We start from the raw sequence: 18,400 nt of genomic DNA, 5'->3' as shown, positions 1-18,400 counted from the left end.
TTCATGAGGCACCTCCGCAGGGAGTGATGTGCGATTGGCGTGCGGATGGCGCAGGGGGAGGCAAGTTACAGCAGGTCTTCCAGCGGGGGGAGGGGATGCGGGCAGCGCTCCGCCTCCCGCAGGTGTTGCATCTGCCGATGCCGGAAGGCCAGGAAGCACTCCTCCACCGGCTCTTTGGGCAGGCGGGCGAATTTGGCCGCCAGCGCCTGCAACACGGCGCAGTACAGCACCCACAGGTCGGCCTGGGCCAGTCGTTGGGCCAGCCACTCCAGGTGGTCCTCCAAATGAGCCGCCTTGCGTTGGGCCAGCAATTCCTCGGCCTCCTGAGCCAGCAGGAGCACCCTCTCATCCTCCGGGCCCACCTCCAGGATGGGCGCCGGCGAGGTCAACCGGACCAGGGTGTAGCCGGGTGATGCTCCAGTTCCACGTGCCGTCGAAGGTAAACCAACTCACCTCCTCGTCCCTGTGGTTCCATACGCGCACGCCCCCGCCACCACCTGATGCCGGGGACGACCCTCCCAGGGATAGGTCATCACCACCGGAAATTCGGCTTTGTAGGGGTCGAAGTGGCGCCCGGAAGGCTGGCCCAACAGGGCAATATCCAGCCGGGTGCCGCCGGGCGCCTGAGGATAAGGCGGCTCCTGCAAGAGATAGCCCTATTCCGGGATGGTTGCCGCGGGTTGTCGGGTTATCGCAGACCTCCTTGTATGCAGGATAGAGGATATCCTACCGGGATGGCACCGGGCTACTAAGGGCCGGACCTCCCTCGGGTCCAGGTCGGGCCGGACACCGGGGGCACGCCCTCCCCCTGGGTTCAGAGCACCCCCAGGCGGGTCAGCCGCTCCCGTTCATTCAGCGGTTTCCCCGTCTCAGGGTCCACTGTCACGCAGGCGCCCCGCTCATCGATGCGGGTGACGATTTGCCCGCGTCCGTAAGGGTTGTTCTGCAACTGTGGTGCGTCGAGCATGCCGGTGGTCACCGCCTTGGTCAGGGTGGTCGGGTCGGTGAGCGGGTCGTCCACCCCCGGCGCGGCCAGGTTGCGGATGGCCTCCAGGGTGACCTGGGCCTCGGCGATGAGTTCTTCCTTGCGGGCCTGCACTTCGGGGTCGCGTGTCATATCCGGCTGGCCGCGCAAGGCGTTCTCGATGGCCCGGCGGGCCAGCTTGCAGGATTCGATGACCTCCTCGGCCGTGGCGGCGTGTTCGGCCTCGGTGTAGCCCACCACATGGACGATGTGCGGCTTGAGGGCCAGCTGCAGGTACACGCTGGCCGCCAGGTGGGCGCGGGCGTAATCCGCGTCCACCGGGTAACTGAGCAAACCGGTGCGCGTCTGGCGGTAGATGCGGAAGTCCGCGTCGGCCAGGGGCGCGATCACCTCCAGCACGGCCAGCATCTTGGCCAGGTCCATTTTGTCCGAGAGGTCAGCGGGGCTGTTGAACATGAGTTGGGCGATGTAGTCCTGCACGCCCATGGCCTTCACGTTGTAGGCGGAGAGGTAGGCAGCCACCACGAAGATCACATCGGGCGCATCGCGCATCCCCCAGTGGTGGGGTTCGTTGACCTCCACAGGGATGTCGCGCTCGCCGTACCAGGCCATGAGTTTCTGATGCTCGCGGATGGAGCCTTCCAGGTCCCAGGGGCCGCGGCCATCCATGCGATTGAACCAAAAGAGGGGGATGGCCGCCCAGGCGATGTGGATGGTTTCAACATACATCTCGGCCAGTTTGATGAAGTCGTCGGTGCCGGTGTAAGTGCGCATGAGGGGGAAGTTCCCCCGTCGGCTGGCCCGGTAGAGGCGGCGGAAGTCCTCCGGCGAGCGCACAGGCACGCCCCCGGCGCCGCGTCGGCGCGGGTCCTGCCGTTCGGGGTGGAAGAAGTTCTCCTGGGCGTCCTGGTCGGTGCCCAGGGAAATCACATCGAGCACACCCGCTTCAGCGATGCGGGCGATGCCCGCCTCGGTGGCCTCCAGGCTGGGCAGGCCGAAGTGGTGACGGATGAGGGGATAGGGCGCCTTCCAGCGAATGCGCTCCACCGTGGCTTGGGGGAAGTCCTGCTCGGTGAAGTGGGTGGGGTCGGCACCCTTGAGGTAGGCCAGCACTTGGTCGGGGGACTCGGTGCCGTCGAAGACCATATCGAAGAAACCCAGCTTCCGGGCGCGTTCGGCCACGGGGGGCGTGCCGCCGAAGACGAAGCGCACGCCCTGGACGCGCAGGTCGTCGGCGGCCTCGGCGAACTCGGCGAGCAGGCGCTCGCCGGTTTCAGGGGTGAGGCGGTAAGAAACGCCTACCAGGTCGGCTTTTTCCCGGCGGGCGGCTTCGAGCACTTTTTCGATGGGGGTAGCCGGGCCGAGGAACACGGTGCGCCAGCCGGCCTGCTCAGCCAAGCGCAGAAAGCGCATTACACCGGCCACATGCACGCACTCCCCCAACGCCGCACCAATCACGGTTTTCCGCTCTTTGCGCTCCATCACCATACCCTCCAGAAAAATATGTCAAGAAACCGAGGCGCAGACTACCCTTAACGGCGGCCCGCAGCGGCATCTTGGCCCCGCAGCAAGGGGTGAAGGCTCTTCGGCTGCTCGCTTTACTCAGGGAACACCGCGGTGATATCAGGCAAAGGCCGCGCGAAATGGATTGTATACTCTTTACGGCATGGCGTCAAGCGCGGGCAGAGGGGCCAGAACCGCTTAGAACAAGACCATCGCCAATTCCTGACGATACTGACGCGTCTCCGGAGCGTCGGGGTCCATGAGCGCCAACACGGCCAACGCCACCTGATGGGCTTCGCCCCGGCGGTAGCGCTTGTCCCGGCGCAGCACTTCCAGCAAACCGTCCATGGCCGCAGGCAAATTCCCCGCCGCCACCAGGCGCAAGGCCCGCCGGTAGATGGCCTCCAAAAGGTCATCACTCTCCTTGGGGCTCAAATCGGCGTCCCGAAACGCCTCGGCCAGCGCCTCGGCCAGCGGGCGGAGCATCTGGGCCTCGCTGTACTCCTTGCTGGGGGGAAAGTTGGTCAGCCAGTCCAGCGCCTCCTCGGCACGCCCCTGGGCCAGCAAGGCCTTCACCAGGCCCAGCCGGGCCGCGGGGTCGTCTGCCCGCTCGGCCAGGACGGCACGCAGGGCGGCTTCCGCCTCGGCCCATTGCCCCCTTCGCACCAGGGACAAGCCGCGCTCGCGTTGCAGGTTACCCTGATTGGGGGCCAAACGGCGCACAAACTGCCGTAATTGCGCCTCCGTGGGCGTCCCCGCAAAGCCGGCCACCACCTGACGGTTGACGAACACCCGCACCAGGGGCAATGTCTTCACCTCAAAGCGCGCCGCGAGGCGCGGATTTTCGTCCACATTGACCCTGGCCAGCGCCAGCGCCCCCTCCGCATCCTGCACCAGGCGCTCCAGCATGGGGTTCAAGACCTCGCAGGGGGTACACCAGGGCGCGGTGAAAATCACGATCACCGGAAGTCGCGTGGAGCGTTCCAGCACATGCGTGTCAAAATCGGCTTCGTTGACCTCAAAAATATACTCTTGCATCGTCCCCTCCCTGTGCACCTGAACACACCAACACTCGCAAGGCGACACACACCAGCGCCTTGATTTTACCGGAGGGGTATAAGATTTCCGTTAGAGCGGGCGCTCAGGGCCGGGTTCCCAACACCTCTTGGAAGGCCTGCATCACGGTTTCGACCGCCTGATCGTCAATCCAGTAGTGGGTCACCAGGCGAAACCGGCGGGGGCCTTCCACATCGACTTTGATCCGCCGGGCCTCCAAACGGCGCGCCACCTCAGCGGCATCCCAGGGCACCTCCTCGGTGAGGGAGAAATAGACCATGTTGGTCTGGGGCAGCCCAAAATCCAGAGACACGCCCGGGATTTGCTGCAACCCCTGAGCCAGTTGTCGCGCCCGGCGATGGTCCTCGGCCAACCGGGGGAGGATTTCCTCCAGGGCCACCAAACCCGCTGCCGCCAGCACGCCAACCTGGCGCATCCCGCCGCCCACCATCTTGCGCCAGCGGCGGGCCTCGGCGATGAAGGCCGCCGAACCGCAGAGCAGCGACCCCACCGGTGCGCTCAGCCCTTTGCTCAGGCAAAACATCACCGAATCCACAGGAGCGCACACCTCGCGCGCTGGGACGCCCAAAGCCAGGGCCGCGTTGAACAGCCGCGCGCCGTCCAGATGGACGGACAGGCCGTGGGCGTACGCCCAGTCGGCCACCTCACGCATGTGTTCCAGGGGCACGGCCACACCGCCGCAAATATTGTGGGTGTTCTCCAGGGTCACCAGACGCGAGCGGGGGTGATGAGGGTTGTGCGGATCGCGCAAGGCGGCCTGCACCGCGTCCATATCCAGGCCGCCGTCGGCGCGGTTAGGCACCGGATGGGGATGCACGCCCCCCAGCGCCGCCATACCGCCACCTTCGTTGACAAACATGTGGGCCTTGTCGCCCAAAATCACCTCATCTCCCCGCTGACAATGGGTGAACACCGCGACCAGGTTGCCCATGGTGCCCGAAGCCACAAACAGGCAGGCCTCTTTACCCGTCAACTCAGCGGCCCGCGCTTCCAGGCGATGGATCGTCGGGTCCTCGCCGTACACATCGTCTCCTACGGCCGCGCGCGCCATGGCCTCACGCATGGCCGGAGTGGGCCAGGTTACGGTATCCGAGCGCAAATCGATCCAGTCCATCGTTCCTCCTTCGGCTTTCCTGATCCGACCTCGCCTGGGGCACCACGCCCTGAGCGGTGAGCGTTTGAGCGACCGCGCTTGACAGCCATCCTGTTACTTCTGGCGCGCCTCTTCCAGGGCCGCCTCCAACTCGGGCGGCAAGGGGGCCTCGAAGGTACGCGATACTTGTTCCCCAGGCAGGGTGATGGTCAGGCGATAGGCGTGCAAAAAGTGACGCCCCAGGCTCAGCGTGGGCTTGCGGCGTCCATACACCGTATCGCCCACCACCGGACACCCCAAAAAGGCCAGATGCACCCGGATCTGATGGGTTCGCCCGGTGAGCGGATGCACTTCCAACAAGGTGTGCGCCGGCAGGCGCTCCACCGTGTGGTAAATCGTGACCGCTTCGCGGCCTTTGCCCGGCGGCACCACTTTCATCCGCTGGCGGTGGGTGGTGTCGCGGCCGATGGGGGCCTCGATACGGCCCTTCGGCGTGGGCGGTGCGCCGTCCACCAGAGCTAGGTACACTTTCTCTGTGGCGCGCTCCTTGAACTGCTGCTGCAAAAAGCGGTGGGCCCGGTCGTTTTTGGCCACAATGATCACCCCGGAAGTGTCCTTGTCCAACCGATGGACGATGCCAGGGCGGAGCATTCCGCCCACCCCCTGCAAATCCGGCACATAGGCCAGCACGGCGTTGACCAACGTGCCGCGCTCGTTGCCCGGTCCCGGGTGGACGACCATCCCAGCGGGCTTGTTCACCACTAGGACATCGCGGTTCTCGAAGAGGATGTCCAGCGGGATGGGCTCGGGCACCACCTCGGTAGGCCGCACCGGCGGGACGTGCACCTCAACCTCCTCGCCTCCCTCCAGCATCTGCCCGGCTTTGCCTGCCGGGCGCCCATTGACCAACACCAGCCCTTCCTTGATCCACATCTGGAGGCGAGAGCGCGACTGGTTGGGAAAGCAGGTCACCAAAAACTTATCCAGTCGCTGAGGCGTGTCTCCGGTGAACCGAAACCGCTTCACTTCCTGCTCACTCATGGGGCACCTTTTCCTCCGGTTCTTCCGTCAGGGTCTCCTGCCCGGCTTCCGCATCTTGACCGGAGGCCCAGCCCGCCAGCAGGATGGCCACAGCCCCTACGGTGATGGAAGCGTCGGCCAGGTTGAACACCGGAAAAGCGCCCACCGCGATGAAATCCGTGACCACACCCTGGGTCAGCCGATCCACCAGATTGCCCAGGGCGCCGCCCAACACCAACCCCAGGCCAAGACGCATCAGCCAGGGTTCGCGTTGCATCTGGGGAAGATGGAACAGCATGGCCAGCACCACCACCACAGCCAGCGCCGTGAACAGCGGCCCGGCTTGCTGAAACAAACCAAAGGCCGCGCCGGGGTTGCTCCAGTGCACGATGCGCAGCCAGGGCAGGGTTTCGGCCCAGGGCGCCGACCACACCGCACCATAAGGCAAGGCCTGGCGAATCCACGCTTTGGCGTACTGGTCCACAGCCACGACCAAAGCGGCGAGCAGCAACACACTCCCTGTTTTCCACCATTGACGCATGAGGGGGCTCCATAATCGGGAATACGACCGCGCTACGGTCGGCCAAAATCGGCCGTCCAGTAACTGCCGTAGGGGCTTTCCGGGGCGTAGCAATAACCAATACCCACATGGATAAAGTTGGGGTTGAGCATGTTCTCCCGATGGGGCGGGCTGTTCAGCCAGGCGTTGAACACCGCTTCCGGGCTGTTGTACGGCCCACTTCCCGCGTAAATGTTCTCGCCAACATAGGAAAAGGCATAACCAAAATGCAACACCCGATCGGCGAACGTGGAACCGTCCGAGCCGGTGTGGGCAAAGAAACCGTTGCAGGCCATGTCTTCGCTATGAGCACGCGCGGCCTCTTGAAGGTGAGGCTCCATGGCCAGGGGAGACAAACCTTGAGCCTGTCGCTCCTGGTTGATCAACGCCAACAGTTGGGCTTCGTAAGTCGCGTTGCCGTCGACTGCACACGAGGCCAACGGGGCGGTCGCCGAAGGTGTGGGCAGGGCCATCGTGGCAGTGGGCGTCGCGCTGGGCGGCGCAGGCGTAGCCGTCACGGTCGGAGAAACCGCCACCGTCGGAGGAACAGGCGTGGCCGAGGGCGGTTCCAGCGTGGGCGAGGGGAGCATCTCTCGCGTGGGAGGCGGGGCAGTGGCCGTCGCCTGGGGGGAAGGCCACGGCGTGGCGCCTGGCAGCCCGGCAGATGTGGGGGTGAATGTGGGCGAGGGCGGGGCCGTCGCCGTCCCCGTCGGGGGCACAAAAGCAGTGACCGTGGGGGCCAAAGGGCTCGCGGCAGGCGAAGGGGACGCCAAGTCCCTCCCATCAGGCCGGGCTGTCGGCGAGGGCAGGCGCGTGTGCTGAGGTGCGGTGGTCGAGGACAGCACCGTGGCCGTAGGCGCAGCAGGGGCCAGGGGGGTCCAGGTGGCCGTCCCTTCGAGAGCAGGGGCAGCGGGCATAGTCCACCCACAAGCGGTCAGCAAAAGCCCCACGCCCCATACCACCCAGGACATCCAGTGTTTCATCGGCCCTCAGCCTCGCCCACACCATCGCCGATATAAATGCGCGGCACCCGGGTGTTGATGTTGGTCAGGATTTCATACGGAATCGTGTCAGCCCAGGCAGCCAGGTCCTCCACGGTGATGCACTCCTCGCCCTGACAGCCGATCAGCACTACTTCATCGCCGTTGTAGGCGCTCTCCCAACCGATATCCACCATCATTTGATCCATGCAGATCCGTCCCACCTGGGGGTAACGCTTCCCGCGGATAAGCACCTGAGCCTTGTTGGACATGGCACGGAAGTAGCCATCACCATATCCGACCGGGACGGTGACGATGCGGGTCATCCGCTGCGGCTTCCAGGTCCAGCCGTAACTCACCGGATGGCCCGGCTTGGTCACTTTGAAATACACCACCCGAGAGACCCAGGTCAATGCCGGGCGGACGGCCACGGTGCGCGGCACTTCGGGGGAGGGATACACTCCGTAAAGCAATATGCCAGGGCGCACCAAATCAAAATAGGCCTCCGGCAACCGTAGAATGGCCGCCGAATTGGCCATGTGACACATGGGCAAAGGCAGGCTGCGCTTCTCATAGAAGCGCAACACCTCTTGAAACCGCTCCAATTGCAGCCGGGACGAGGTCAAATCCGCAGCATCCGCATTAGCAAAGTGGGAAAAGATGCCCTCCACCTGGACATGGCGGCATTTCAGCGAGGCTTCGAGAAAGGCCTCAGCACTGTAGAAATGCACGCCGATGCGCTCCATACCGGTATCAATTTTCAAGTGGACACGCGCCACCGTGCCTAGGGCCTCAGCCGCCTGATCAATCTGCTGTAATTTCTCGATCGAGGACGCCGCGAGCGTTAGGTCGTATTTGAGAAAAAGGGGAACCTGACTGCCCCAAATGCCGCCCAGCACCAGGATCGGGGTCCGGATCCCCATTTTCCGCAATAGAATTCCCTCTTCCAGCACGGCCACCCCTAAGTAATCCGCTCCCAGACGCTCCATCAGGCGGGCCACAGGCACCAGGCCGTGGCCGTAAGCGTTGGCCTTGAGGATGGGCATCACCTTAGACGGAGCCACTCGTTGACGGATGGCCTGGAAGTTGTCCGCCAGGGCATTCAGGTCGATCATCACCCGTGTGGGGCGCACTACCCCCTCGTCCTCATCACTGGCTGCACTCACCGGATAGTAGGGAAACTCCTCAGCAAGGGCGCTCATGGGGCTTATTTTACCCCATCGTCCCAGGCTGGTGAAGTGACGGTGCGCAGGGCCAACCCTGGCTCCCGCTTCTGGAGAGGCGCCGGGAGACAGAGCCAAAGCCGTAAAAGCCTTCCCTGCGGTATACTTTCCCTACCTCCACCAAGGAGTTACCTGTGTATGAAAGAAATCCTTTCCGAGGTCCAAACCTGGCTGGAACAAGAAGAGCCCATCGCCGTGGCGGTGGTGGTGCACGCCCAGCGCCCCACCCCGCGCCCCGTCGGCGCCTGGATGGCCGTGACCGCTTCGGGCAAGATGGCCGGCTCGGTCAGCGGGGGATGCGTGGAAGGTGTGGTCTTCCAGGAAGCCCAGGAGGTGCTGCAAACCAACGCGCCCAAGCAGGTCACCTTTCGCGTGGTGGACGAGGAGGGCTGGGAGGTGGGCCTGGCCTGCGACGGGGAGATGAGCGTGTACATCGAACCTCTCACCGCCATGCACCGCGCCTTGCTGGACGCCCTCGCCCGCGGCGAGACCGTGGCCTGGGTGGCCCACCTGAGCGGTGAAGGCCACCTGCTGGCCTGGCCGGATGGCCGTCAGAAGGGCCGCGCAGACCTGGCCCCGGCGTTGGAAGGCGCCTTCCCCGGCCCGCTGGCCGAGCGTCGCTCCACGCCGGTGGGCGAGTGCTTCGTGCAGGTTTGCGCCCCGCCCCCCACGCTGACCATCGTCGGCGCGGTGCACTTAGGGCAAATCCTGGCCCGCTGAGCCAAGACGGTGGGCTACCGCGTGCGCGTGGTGGACCCCCGCCGCGCCTTCACCACCGCGGAACGCTTCCCCATGGCCGACGAGGTCGTCGTGGCCTGGCCCCAGGACGCCCTCCCCGCCGATGCCCTGCGGCCCAGCGACGCGGTGGTCGCCCTGGCCCACGACCCGAAAATCGATGTGCCGGCCCTGGCCACGGCGCTACGCAGCCCGGTGGGTTATGTGGGCCTGCTGGGCTCCCGCCGCACCCAGGCGGCGCGGCGCAAAGCGCTGCGCGAGGAAGGGCTCAGCGAGGAGGACCTGGCCCGCATTCACGGGCCGGTGGGCTTCGACCTGGGCGCTGCGCCGGAGGAAATCACCCTGGGCATTCTGGCTGAGATTGTGGCGACGCACAACGGCAAGTCGGGTCGGCCCAAGGCCTGACGCCCCCCGCCCTCCTTCTCCGGTGGAAAAGCCCCCCTGGATGCACAGCGTTGGCCCATTTCCATCACACCGCCCCACACGGCGGCCCCAACCCAACCAAAAAGGCCTGACAGGTAACCTGTCAGGCCTTTTTTCGGCTCACGCTTGCCACGCCGCTACGCTTTCACGATGCCCAGCGTCACCTTTTCGCCGTCAAAGGCGGCCTCGGCGCGGGCGACTTCCGTAGGCGGCTCAGCGGCCTGCATCTCCACGGCCAGAACCTCGCCCATGATGTACTCCCGGAAGGCTTCGACCGCCTCGGCCAGGTCAGGCGTGGCCTGATAGGTCAGCCGGATGCGGTCGGCCACTTCCAGCCCGGCCTCCTTGCGCAGGTTCTGCACCCGGCGCACGAACTCGCGGGCCAGGCCCTCGCGCCGCAGTTCCGGCGTGATGGTGGTGTCCAGCGCCGCCAGATAGGCCCCCTCCGAGGCCACGGCCATGCCGGTCCTGGCCTCCATGATCACCTCGACCTCTTCGGGCAGGATATCGTACGTGGTGCCGTCCACCGTCACCTGGATGGATTGACCAGCCAGCAGCCGCTGCGACGCCTCGGAGGCCTCCAGCGCCAGAATGGCCTGCCGAATCTTAGGGAACAGGGACTTGTACTTCTGCCCTAACTGCTTGGGCAACGGCTTCAGGCTGTAGGTAAGGGCTTCGCCAGCGGAGCCCAGCAGGCGCACTTCCTTCACATTGAGTTCGTCGGCCAGCAGGTCGGCGTATTTCCGTACCACCTCACCCTCGCCGGCCCGCCCCACGGCAAAGGCCACGGCCGGCAGGGGCTGGCGCACTTTGATCCCCGCCTGGGCGCGGGCCGCGTGGCCCAGAGAGGCCAACCTCATCACCAGTTCCATCTCACGGTTCAGCGCCTCATCAATGGCCTCTTCGTCCACCTCCGGCCAGGTGGCCAGATGCACCGACTCGGCCGCTTCCGGATTCACCGAGCGCACCAGGTTCTGGTAAAGTTCCTCGGCCAGGAAAGGCATGGAGGGCGCGATCAGGTGGCTCAGCGTCACCAGGGCTTCATACAGGGTGGCGTAGGCCGCATACTTGTCCTCGTCGTCGCCGCTGGCCCCGCGCCAAAAGCGCCGGCGCGAGCGCCGCAGGTACCAGTTGGACAACCGCTCCACAAAGGTCTCGATGGGCCGCGTCGCGCCCAGGGCGTCGTAGGACTCCAGCGCCTGGGTCACATCGCGCACCAGGGTGTGAAGGTAGGATCGCAGCCAGCGGTCCAGATCGCTGTAGGCAGGCTGCCGGTTGGGGTCAGGCTGCCAGCCGTCCAGATTGGCGTAAGTGACGAAGAAGGCGTACACATTCCACAGGGTGAGCAGGAAATTCTGCACCACCTCCCCCACCAGGTTGACCGAAAACCGGCGGTTGTCTCCCGGCGGACCAGCGGTGTACAAATACCATCGCAGCGCATCCGCCCCGTGGACGTTGAGCACATCCCAAGGGTTCACCACATTCCCCCGGGATTTGGACATCTTCTGGCCTTTCTCATCCAGAATCAACCCCAAACACACCACATTCTTGAAGGCCACGCTGTCGAAAAGCAGGGTGCTGATGGCGTGCAGGGAGTAGAACCAGCCCCGGGTCTGATCCACGGCCTCACAGATAAAGTCGGCAGGGAACTGCTTCTGGAAGGTCTCCTGGTTCTCGAAGGGATAGTGCCACTGGGCCACAGGCATGGACCCGGAATCGAACCAGACATCGATGAGTTCGGGCACGCGCTTCATCACGCCCCCGCACTCGGAGCAGGTGTAAGTTACCTCATCCACATAAGGGCGGTGCAGATCCATGCCGCTTAGGTCGCGGCCCACCTTTTCGGAAAGTTCGGCCACAGAGCCGACGGCCTCCCTATGGCCGCAATGCTGGCATTCCCAGATGGGCAACGGCGTACCCCAATAGCGTTCACGGCCCAGGGCCCAGTCGATGTTGTTCTCCAACCAGTTGCCGAAGCGCCCGTGCTTGATGTGGGCGGGCACCCAGTTGATCTCCTCGTTGAGGGCCACCAGGCGGTCCTTGAAATCCGTGGTGCGGATGTACCAGGTGGAACGGGCGTAGTACAGCAAGGGGGTACTGCAACGCCAGCAGAAGGGGTAGGTGTGCTCGTAGGTTCCAGCGCGGAAGAGCAGGCCACGGCGTTCCAGGTCTTCGATGATCAGCGGGTCGGCGTCCTTGACGAACATCCCAGCCCAGGGGCGCACTGCCTGGATGAAGGTGCCGTCGGGATTCACGGTGAGCACCACGGGCAGGTCGTGCTCTTTGGCCGTCTGCATGTCCTCGGCGCCGAAAGCCGGGGCCATGTGCACCAGCCCGGTGCCGTCTTCGGTGGTCACGAAATCCTGCAGCACTACGAAGTGAGCCGGTTTGTCCAGCGGCACGAAGGTGAACAGCGGGCGATAGCGCCTGCCCTGCAGCGCCTTGCCGGGGAAGCGCTCGACCACCTCCACCGGCTCCTCTCCGAACACCGCCTGAAGCAGCGGCTCGGCCAAGATGAGGCACTCCTCACCTCCATCAGGCAACGGGCGCCGGATCTTGACATAGGTCACCTCGGGGTGCGCCGCCACGGCCACATTGGCCGGCAACGTCCAGGGCGTGGTCGTCCACACCAGGAGCGAAGTGCCCTCCTCGTCCACCAGCGGCATCCGCACATAGACCGAGGGGTCTTCCGTCTCCTTGTAGCCCAGCGCCACCTCGTGGTCGGCCAGGGGCGTACCGCAGCGCGGGCAATAGGGCACCACCTTGTAGTCCTTGTACAGCAGCCCCCGGTCCCAGAAATTCTTCAAAATCCACCAGATGGATTCGATGTACTCGTTGCGGTAAGTGACATAGGCGTTGTCCAGGTCCACCCAAAAGGCGATGCGCTCGGTGAGTTTCTCCCAGTCCTGAATGTATTCGAACACCGACTGGCGGCACAACTTGTTGAACTTGGCGACGCCGTACTCCTCGATCTGGCGCTTGCTGGTGAAGCCCAGTTTCTTCTCCACCTCCAACTCCACGGGCAAGCCGTGGGTATCCCATCCTCCGCGGCGGATCACATGGTAGCCCCGCATGACCTTGTAGCGGGGGAAGATGTCCTTGAACGACCGCGAGAGCACATGGTGCACCCCAGGCCTGCCGTTGGCCGTAGGCGGGCCCTCGTAGAACACAAACTCCGGCCCTCCGCGACGCGTCTCCTCGGTTTTGCGGAACACTTCATGTTCGCGCCAGAACTTGAGCACCTGCTCTTCGACTTGCGGGAACTTGACCTTGGGCGAAACCGGACGAAACGCCATGAGGACACCTCCATCAACCAGGATCAGAACAAAAAAACCTCTCGTCCACTCAGGGACGAGAGGGGACCTCCCGCGGTACCACCCTGCTTCCCACCCCATAAAGGTGGGCGCTCCACCGAGTACGGCCTCGAGCCGGATTTGAGGGCACCTGCCGTGCCCTCAGAGCATCTCCGCTCAAGGATATACCCGCGCCCGGATAACGGTGGGCGAGACCGGCGCCCCTACTAAGTCGCCTCGGACGACCGTTCGGTTTGCGGCTCCGGAGGGATTTTCAGCCCGCCGTACCCGCCCGGCTCACACCATCCCCGGGCTCGCTGGGGGCCGTTTCGGGCCTACTCGTCTCCATCGTCGCCTTTTCGGGCTTTCGCTGGTGCGCCGATTATGCCACAACTTGCCACGCAGGTCAACATTTCGACTAAGGGCCAGGCTATCCCTCCAACAACTCGCGTAAGATGCGCTGTACCTCTTTGGGGTTGGCCTTGCCGCGCGTCTCGCGCATGACCTGGCCGACAAACCAGCCGATGAGCCCCGTCTTGCCGTCCCGGTACTTCGCCACCTCATCGGGGTTGTTCGCCACAATTTGCTCACAAATGGCCCGGAGCGCGCCCTCGTCGCTCACCTGAGCCAACCCCTCCTCTTCCACGATGCGGTCCGGGGCCTTTCCCGTATCCTGCACCTTTTCCACCAAGGCCTTGCCGGTGGAGGTGTTGACCGTCCCGGCGTCCACCAACTGAATGATGCGGGCCAGATGCTCCGGTTTGACGCGCAACGCCGCCGCCGTCAAGCCCCGCTCGTTGAGCAAGCGCAGCACCTCATTGATCACCCAGTTGGACACCCGCTTGGGGTCACCGCCGTAAGCCTTGAGCGCTGCCTCGTAGTACTCCGAAAGGCTGCGCTCTGCGGTGAGGATATCCGCATCATATTCGGGCAAACCATAAGCCTCCATAAAGCGGGCGCGGCGCTCCAGGGGCAGTTCGGGCAGGCGGCTGAGAATGCGTTCCTTCCAGGCCGGGTCGAGAACCAAGGGCAACAAATCCGGCTCGCGAAAGTAGCGATAATCGGCCTCAGTCTCCTTGGAGCGCATCTTGTGTAGCACGCCCGCATCCTCGTCCCATTCCAGGGTCCAGGCCTGAATTTCTCGCCCGGCTTCCACCTCGCGAATCTGGCGCTTGATCTCCGTCGCGATGGCCTCGCGGACCGATTCGATGGAGTTCACATTTTTGATTTCCGTCTTCGGGTTGAGGTAATCGGCGCCTGTCGGGCGAATGGACACATTGGCATCGCAACGGATGTGCGCCTTTTCCATGTTGCCCTCGGAAACATCCAGCCAGCGCACCAACTGGCGCAAACGGATGAGGAAATGCGCCGCCTCATCGGGGGAGCGCAAATCCGGCCCGGTGACCATCTCCACCAAAGGCACCCCGCAGCGGTTGAAGTCGATCAGCCGCCGGCCGTTCTCGTACTTCGTCTTCCCGGCGTCTTCCTCGATGTGCATCTTGATGATGGACACCCTGCGGGTGTACCCTTCAGGCATGGGGAGGTCCAGATACCCGCCCTTCGCCAGGGGCTGATCAAACTGGGAAATCTGGTACCCCTTGGGGAGGTCCGGGTAAAAGTAATTTTTCCGGTCAAAGAACGAGACCTCCTGCACCTCAGCATGCATCGCCGCGGCCAGGAGGGCCGCCTTTTCCACCACCGCCCGGTTCAGCACCGGCAACACCCCCGGCTGACCGGTGCACACCGGGCAAATGTTCGTGTTGGGCGGATCGCCCCAGGAATCGGCCTTGCAGCCACAAAAGATTTTGGTCTCGGTGTTCAGTTGAATGTGGATTTCCAATCCAATAATGGCTTCATATTCCATGGAAAGTCTCCTACGCACTAACAGATTGCGAACCACTCCGAGAGAGCGGCACTCCCTCCAATCTATTGTACCAGCACCCCATCCGGGGGCACATGTTCAACACCCTCCTTCAGCGAACCAACAACACCGGTCGGCGCGCCTGGTTCAGGACGCCGTTCACCGTGCTGCCGATGAGTCGCTCGACCAACGGGCCGCGCCGATAGCCGCCCATGATAAGCCAATCGGCACGTTCCGCCTCCCAAAGGCCAACAGCGAGGGCACACTCTCCCCCAAAGCGCGGCGGTACTCCGCCATCCGCCCCTACCCTGAAAACCGCGATCCCAAGGGGATGCGCCAGAGATATCCCCAGGTCCACCAACGCGGCAGGGCGTAACGCCTCATCCACCACCTTACTTCGCCCTCCCATCCATGCAGAGCAATGTACTCCAACAGTGAGCGATATTCCCCCGTATAGTCAAAGGCGGCCTTGCCGCCAGATGGTGTGTAGCCCCGTGTGGTCGAGGAAAGGCTCACGCTCCACACCCAGGGGAAGGCCATCCAGTCCCAGCGTACGATGTCAAGTCGCCGGCAGCCGGTCTCCTGCCCTGGGGGTACCAAGGCCTCCCAGGCGTATCTGGGCTTGTATAACGCCTGGATCACCGCATCTGGCCCACCCAAGAGCCAGCGGTACTCGCCAAGCCAGAAACAGGAAGCATTTCCGTGCGACAAGGCAGGGCTTCGGTCAAGCGATATGGTTGAATGATCGCCATCGGCGCAGCGCGCAGTTACCGCGCACGAAGCCTTTTCCCCAACCTTCGAGGGTGTCGGGTGTCACTCCATGCTTCTCCGGGGCAGGTCGGGCAAACTGCCCAAATACACCAGCCGGCGGTCATAGGCCAAGATGCGCCCCTGACGCACCAAGAGCGCCAACTCCTCATCATAGGCCACATGACTCACCTGGCGCTCCTCGAAACGCAGGAAATCGCCCGTCGCAAGGTCCTGCGCCAGGCCGTTCCCCCAATCCACAATCACCGCCCCATTCTCCAACACCAGCACCCACTGACGGTCAATCGGCGTGCCTTCGGGCATCCCGTCCTCCTTTCCTCAATCCCTCGAACCCAGGGTCAACCAAGTGCCTCACTGGGGAAACCTCACTCGATGAGCACTTTTCGCTGCCGGATGTGCCAGCCCGCTTCACGCGCCGCGGGCGCCACGCTCAAAGGCCGACAACCGGCACATATGGCCGGAGGACTCAAGCGATAGACCGCCGACCACAGGCCCATCACCACCCGACTGAAAGACTCCGTGCCCCAGGTCATGGTGACCATCACGGCTCTTCCTGCAGGGCGCACCACCCGCCGCCATTCGCGCAGCGCAGGCACCAGGGCTTCGTGGGGAAGCAGGTCGAGCACATAAGCGCCATACACCGCGTCGAAGACCTCGGCAGGCCAGGGAAGCCTTGTGGCTTTGGCCTGCACCAGGGAAGCAGCGGCCCGTTGTCGCGCCAGGCGCAACAGGGCGTAAGCCAGGTCCACGCCGACGGCCAACCCTCGCGGGCCAACGGCGGCGGCCCAACGGCGCAGGTCATGGCCCGCGCCGCAGCCCACCTCCAACACCCGCTCGCCGGGGCGCACCGCCCGCCAGGTCAACGCCTGCGTTTTGGTCTGGCCTCCCACGTCGCTCAGCCTTGCGTACAACCAGGTGATGCGGTCATACAGACGCCCTGCCGCCGGCTGAGACAAGCCTTCATGGGAGGCCATGGGTCATCCTCCTGCTTCTTTCTCACCGGGATGGGCTCAGCCGCCTCCTCAAGTGACCGCCTGAGCCACTTCTTCCCCGAAGGCCAGCAACGCCTGCACCATCTCGGGACTGCGGCCTTCGGCGTACACCCGCAGCACCGGCTCGGTGCCCGAGGGGCGGATGAGCAACCACGAATCATCGGCCAGGATGTACTTGCACCCATCGCGCGTGCTGACTTCCACCACGGCCTCGCCGCCGATGCGCTCCGGCGCGTTTTCGGCCAGGCGGCGAGTCATGGCCCGTTTTTCCACCGGATGGGCCAAGCGCAAATCGCGGCGCTCATAGTAAGCCGGACCCACCTCGGCCAGCAAGTCGGCCACCAGGACCGAAAGGGGCTGACGGTAGTGCGCCAGCATCTCCAGGATGAGCAGCCCCATGAGCACGCCGTCGCCTTCGGGGATATGGCCCCGGATGCTGATGCCGCCTGATTCCTCGCCGCCGATGAGCACCGGCTCGCGCAACATGTAATCGGCGATGTGGTTAAAGCCCACCGGCGTTTCGTACACGGCCAGGCCGTACTTTTGCGCCAGACGGTCGATCATCCGGGTGGTGGACACGGTGCGCACGGCCGCGCCCCGCCAGCCGCGCTCCTCGGCCAGGTAGCGCAACGCCAGGGCCATGATTTTGTGCGGGTCCACAAACTGCCCGCGCTCGTCCATAGCGCCGATACGGTCGGCGTCGCCATCGGTGGCCAGCCCCACATCGCCCAGCCCCGTGGCGATGGCCGTAGTCAACGCGCCTAAGTATCGGGCGATGGGTTCGGGGTGCACGCCGCCGAAGCCGGGGTTCATCTCGGCGCGGATCTCATGCACCTCCACGCCGGTGCCCTGCAAGAAGGCCTTGATCGCCCCGCGCCCCGAACCGTACATCGAATCCATCACCACCCGCAGTTTGCCTTCGGCGATGCGGTCGGCGTTGATCAGGGTGCGCAGATGCTCGAAATAGGCGGGCAGAGGGTTAAAACGCTGGATCAGGCCCATCTCCCGCGCCCGGTCGTAATCCATCAGGTTCGGGCCCCGACCGCGCTCCTCGTTGTCGTTGAGGTACACCTCCACCCGCCGCGCCTGCTCCGGCGGGGCCGAACCGCCGTAGGCGGCCTTGAGTTTCACGCCGTTGTAACGCGGCGCGTTGTGGGAGGCGGTGATCATCACTCCGCCCAGGGCGCCCTGGTGCTTCACGGCGTAGGAGATGGCCGGGGTGGGCGCGTCGGCCTGGGCCAGCAACACGCGATACCCGTTGGCTGCCAGCACCCGCGCCACCTCGATGGCGTAACGGTCGGAGAGAAAGCGCGTATCAAACCCCACAACCACCGTATGCGGGCCGTTGGCCTGGGGATAATCGGCGCTCAGCGCGTCGGCGATGGCCTGAGCCACCAGACGCAGGTTGTGAAAGGTAAAGGTGTCGGAAATGACGGCCCGCCAGCCGTCGGTGCCGAAATGGACGGGCATTGGATTCCCTCCTCGAAAGACTCCCCTGGTGTCCTGGGCGGATCTGGGGCCTGAGACACCAGGGGGTTACTCCTCGTCCTCCTGCAGTTCCAGCCACTGGCTCAATGTTTCATACAACGCGGCGTAATGCCCCAAGACCAAAGGCCGGCTTTTCTTGAGCACCTTCACATGATGCTTCAACCGCGCCCCATAGCCGCCTGGCGGTTCGGGAGGCTGGCTCTGGAGCGCCTCCATGTGACGTTTCAACACCCGCTGCAATTCGCGGGCCAGGTGAGGGGTCAGCCCCTCACGACGCAGGCGTTTGATCCAGGCTCGCTTCTCCTCAGGGGGCAGCGGCAGGTTGCGTAACACCCCGATCACATCCTGAGTCGAAGGGGATCGGAGTCGCGTCATGCGGCGACGAAAGCGCCCTACCACC

The 18,400-nt window shown here is 64.4% G+C and carries 17 protein-coding genes; 2 read left to right on the top strand and 15 right to left on the bottom strand.

Annotation, left to right across the window (positions count from 1 at the left end):
• Positions 1–65 precede the first annotated feature (65 nt).
• The 8 genes from G4O04_06455 to alr all read right to left on the bottom strand — a co-directional run bounded on the left by G4O04_06455 (position 66) and on the right by alr (position 8,419).
• Positions 66–341: a hypothetical protein gene (locus G4O04_06455; GenBank protein HEY58161.1), complete on the bottom strand. Its 276-nt coding sequence runs from the start codon at positions 339–341 to the stop codon at positions 66–68.
• A 473-nt stretch (positions 342–814) separates the two neighbouring features.
• Positions 815–2,467 carry a cobalamin B12-binding domain-containing protein gene (locus G4O04_06450; protein ID HEY58160.1) on the bottom strand — a complete coding sequence of 551 codons (1,653 nt, stop codon included), beginning with the start codon at positions 2,465–2,467 and terminating at the stop codon, positions 815–817.
• Positions 2,468–2,686: 219 nt separating this feature from the next.
• Positions 2,687–3,526 carry a tetratricopeptide repeat protein gene (locus tag G4O04_06445; GenBank protein ID HEY58159.1) on the bottom strand — a complete coding sequence of 280 codons (840 nt, stop codon included), beginning with the start codon at positions 3,524–3,526 and terminating at the stop codon, positions 2,687–2,689.
• Between the two features lie 103 nt (positions 3,527–3,629).
• On the bottom strand, positions 3,630–4,679 hold the full coding sequence (ltaE, locus tag G4O04_06440; protein HEY58158.1) for a low-specificity L-threonine aldolase: 1,050 nt from the start codon (positions 4,677–4,679) through the stop codon (positions 3,630–3,632).
• A 93-nt stretch (positions 4,680–4,772) separates the two neighbouring features.
• Positions 4,773–5,699 carry an RluA family pseudouridine synthase gene (locus G4O04_06435; GenBank protein HEY58157.1) on the bottom strand — a complete coding sequence of 309 codons (927 nt, stop codon included), beginning with the start codon at positions 5,697–5,699 and terminating at the stop codon, positions 4,773–4,775.
• Entirely contained in the window at positions 5,692–6,219 is a 528-nt protein-coding gene (gene lspA / locus G4O04_06430; GenBank protein HEY58156.1) for a signal peptidase II, read from the bottom strand. Before lspA ends, G4O04_06435 begins: the two co-directional genes overlap by 8 nt.
• A gap of 32 nt (positions 6,220–6,251) precedes the next feature.
• Positions 6,252–7,208: a CAP domain-containing protein gene (locus G4O04_06425; GenBank protein HEY58155.1), complete on the bottom strand. Its 957-nt coding sequence runs from the start codon at positions 7,206–7,208 to the stop codon at positions 6,252–6,254.
• An 8-nt stretch (positions 7,209–7,216) separates the two neighbouring features.
• On the bottom strand, positions 7,217–8,419 hold the full coding sequence (gene alr / locus G4O04_06420; GenBank protein ID HEY58154.1) for an alanine racemase: 1,203 nt from the start codon (positions 8,417–8,419) through the stop codon (positions 7,217–7,219).
• 159 nt (positions 8,420–8,578) lie between these two features.
• Between alr and G4O04_06415 the strand changes: the two genes are divergently transcribed.
• Together G4O04_06415 and G4O04_06410 are read left to right on the top strand one after the other, a co-directional pair.
• Entirely contained in the window at positions 8,579–9,160 is a 582-nt protein-coding gene (locus G4O04_06415) for a hypothetical protein (protein ID HEY58153.1), read from the top strand.
• A 9-nt stretch (positions 9,161–9,169) separates the two neighbouring features.
• Entirely contained in the window at positions 9,170–9,580 is a 411-nt protein-coding gene (locus G4O04_06410) for an XdhC/CoxF family protein (protein HEY58152.1), read from the top strand.
• A gap of 155 nt (positions 9,581–9,735) precedes the next feature.
• Here G4O04_06410 and G4O04_06405 read toward each other — a convergent pair whose 3' ends face one another.
• The 7 genes from G4O04_06405 to G4O04_06375 form a co-directional block, all read right to left on the bottom strand.
• Complete coding sequence (locus tag G4O04_06405; protein ID HEY58151.1) at positions 9,736–12,894, bottom strand: isoleucine--tRNA ligase; 3,159 nt, start codon at positions 12,892–12,894, stop codon at positions 9,736–9,738.
• 427 nt (positions 12,895–13,321) lie between these two features.
• Positions 13,322–14,755: an Asp-tRNA(Asn)/Glu-tRNA(Gln) amidotransferase subunit GatB gene (gatB, locus tag G4O04_06400; protein ID HEY58150.1), complete on the bottom strand. Its 1,434-nt coding sequence runs from the start codon at positions 14,753–14,755 to the stop codon at positions 13,322–13,324.
• Between the two features lie 109 nt (positions 14,756–14,864).
• On the bottom strand, positions 14,865–14,966 hold the full coding sequence (locus G4O04_06395) for a universal stress protein (protein HEY58149.1): 102 nt from the start codon (positions 14,964–14,966) through the stop codon (positions 14,865–14,867).
• A gap of 599 nt (positions 14,967–15,565) precedes the next feature.
• Entirely contained in the window at positions 15,566–15,823 is a 258-nt protein-coding gene (locus tag G4O04_06390) for a hypothetical protein (GenBank protein HEY58148.1), read from the bottom strand.
• Positions 15,824–15,885: 62 nt separating this feature from the next.
• Positions 15,886–16,494: a methyltransferase domain-containing protein gene (locus tag G4O04_06385; protein HEY58147.1), complete on the bottom strand. Its 609-nt coding sequence runs from the start codon at positions 16,492–16,494 to the stop codon at positions 15,886–15,888.
• Positions 16,495–16,542: 48 nt separating this feature from the next.
• Complete coding sequence (locus G4O04_06380) at positions 16,543–17,982, bottom strand: phosphoglucomutase/phosphomannomutase family protein (GenBank protein HEY58146.1); 1,440 nt, start codon at positions 17,980–17,982, stop codon at positions 16,543–16,545.
• Between the two features lie 66 nt (positions 17,983–18,048).
• Positions 18,049–18,375, bottom strand: coding sequence for a hypothetical protein (locus tag G4O04_06375; GenBank protein HEY58145.1), 327 nt, complete (start codon positions 18,373–18,375; stop codon positions 18,049–18,051).
• Between the last annotated feature and the right edge of the window lie 25 nt (positions 18,376–18,400).

Source organism: Anaerolineae bacterium, assembly GCA_011176535.1.
Lineage (GTDB): Bacteria > Chloroflexota > Anaerolineae > Anaerolineales > DRMV01 > DUEP01.
Note: the sequence above shows the minus strand (reverse complement) of the source record. Positions and strands in the feature narration are given on the sequence as shown.

Coding starts and splice junctions, on each gene's coding strand:
- ltaE (HEY58158.1), bottom strand. CDS start 4,679: ATGGACTGGATCGATTTGCGCTCGGATACCGTAACCTGGCCCACTCCG.
- G4O04_06380 (HEY58146.1), bottom strand. CDS start 17,982: ATGCCCGTCCATTTCGGCACCGACGGCTGGCGGGCCGTCATTTCCGAC.
- G4O04_06375 (HEY58145.1), bottom strand. CDS start 18,375: ATGACGCGACTCCGATCCCCTTCGACTCAGGATGTGATCGGGGTGTTA.
- gatB (HEY58150.1), bottom strand. CDS start 14,755: ATGGAATATGAAGCCATTATTGGATTGGAAATCCACATTCAACTGAAC.
- lspA (HEY58156.1), bottom strand. CDS start 6,219: ATGCGTCAATGGTGGAAAACAGGGAGTGTGTTGCTGCTCGCCGCTTTG.
- G4O04_06425 (HEY58155.1), bottom strand. CDS start 7,208: ATGTCCTGGGTGGTATGGGGCGTGGGGCTTTTGCTGACCGCTTGTGGG.
- G4O04_06450 (HEY58160.1), bottom strand. CDS start 2,467: ATGGAGCGCAAAGAGCGGAAAACCGTGATTGGTGCGGCGTTGGGGGAG.
- G4O04_06415 (HEY58153.1), top strand. CDS start 8,579: ATGAAAGAAATCCTTTCCGAGGTCCAAACCTGGCTGGAACAAGAAGAG.
- G4O04_06435 (HEY58157.1), bottom strand. CDS start 5,699: ATGAGTGAGCAGGAAGTGAAGCGGTTTCGGTTCACCGGAGACACGCCT.
- G4O04_06405 (HEY58151.1), bottom strand. CDS start 12,894: ATGGCGTTTCGTCCGGTTTCGCCCAAGGTCAAGTTCCCGCAAGTCGAA.
- G4O04_06395 (HEY58149.1), bottom strand. CDS start 14,966: ATGGGCGGCTATCGGCGCGGCCCGTTGGTCGAGCGACTCATCGGCAGC.
- G4O04_06385 (HEY58147.1), bottom strand. CDS start 16,494: ATGGCCTCCCATGAAGGCTTGTCTCAGCCGGCGGCAGGGCGTCTGTAT.
- G4O04_06390 (HEY58148.1), bottom strand. CDS start 15,823: ATGCCCGAAGGCACGCCGATTGACCGTCAGTGGGTGCTGGTGTTGGAG.
- alr (HEY58154.1), bottom strand. CDS start 8,419: ATGAGCGCCCTTGCTGAGGAGTTTCCCTACTATCCGGTGAGTGCAGCC.
- G4O04_06445 (HEY58159.1), bottom strand. CDS start 3,526: ATGCAAGAGTATATTTTTGAGGTCAACGAAGCCGATTTTGACACGCAT.